The organism is Streptomyces sp. MS191 (assembly GCF_008042125.1).
Classification (GTDB): Bacteria; Actinomycetota; Actinomycetes; order Streptomycetales; family Streptomycetaceae; genus Streptomyces.
This window is the reverse complement of the sequence record NZ_RDBI01000234.1, coordinates 1-1,028: the sequence shown is the minus strand read 5'-3', so window position 1 is coordinate 1,028 and position 1,028 is coordinate 1. Positions and strand designations below refer to the sequence as shown.

The following is a 1,028-nucleotide window of genomic DNA, read 5'->3' as shown; positions in this document are numbered from 1 at the left end:
GTCCAGGCGGGGTGGCGGGGGTCGTCGGCCCGGACGACCACGTCGGCGGCGTCGGACGGGCCGACCTCCTGCTCGTACCGCGCGAAGGCGGGCAGCGTCCAGTGCTCCTCCGTGCGCCGGGCGAGGGCGGCGGGCGACAGGCGGAGGTGGACGGTCAGGTCGAAGGGGAACCAGTGGCCGAGCAGGAAGGGGCCGTGCAGCAGGAGGACGCCTCCGGGCGGCAGGGTCACGTACGGACTCCGGGTGGCCCGGTCGGTCGCGGGGTCCCACAGGTCGGGCAGTACCCGTCCGCTGCCGCCGGCGTCCAGCGGGCCGAGGACCTCGCGCCAGAGGGCACCGGTGTCGAACCAGCCGCCGTAGTACGCGTCCGGGTCCTGGCGCCCGTACTCGTAGCGCAGCGACGCCGGGCGCAGGAACCCCTCGGTGCCCACCACGAGCACGGACCGGCCGCGGAGCCGCAAGGCGGCGGCGATCTGCCGGGCCGTCTCCGCGGTCGGGGCGGCGGGCGCGCCGTCGATCCCGATCCTGAGCCGCTCGGCGCCGTCTCCGGGAACCGTCCCGTCGACGTGCGCCGCGACGGCGTCGGTCAGCTTCTCCCAGGTGATCGGCGTGAATCGCACCCCGCCATCATGCCGGTCGGCCGCGTCTTCGCCGGTCCGGCCGAGCAGCCGCACGTCCGTCCATCCCGAACGGACCGCCCAGCAGGCCGCGTCCGAACGGACCGCCCAGCAGGCCGCGTCGCCTCCGGTGAGGCCGGTCCAGGCGGGGTGGCGGGGGTCGTCGGCCCGGACGACCACGTCGGCGGCGTCGGACGGGCCGACCTCCTGCTCGTACCGCGCGAAGGCGGGCAGCGTCCAGTGCTCCTCCGTGCGCCGGGCGAGGGCGGCGGGCGACAGGCGGAGGTGGCCGAGCAGGAAGGGGCCGTGCAGCAGGAGGACGCCTCCGGGCGGCAGGGTCACGTACGGACTCCGGGTGGCCCGGTCGGTCGCGGGGTCCCACAGGGCCCGGTCGGTCGCGGGGTCCCACAG

The 1,028-nt window shown here is 76.8% G+C and carries 1 protein-coding gene and 1 pseudogene; both read right to left on the bottom strand.

The genetic code is table 11. The annotated features are described in order from the left end of the window. Positions 1–620 (bottom strand): nucleoside/nucleotide kinase family protein (locus EAO71_RS36865; RefSeq protein ID WP_147982137.1); only part of this gene is annotated, 620 nt, incomplete at its 3' end. 129 nt (positions 621–749) lie between these two features. Beyond that, positions 750–1,028 (bottom strand): annotated as a pseudogene (locus EAO71_RS36860) (uridine kinase); the annotation flags it as partial.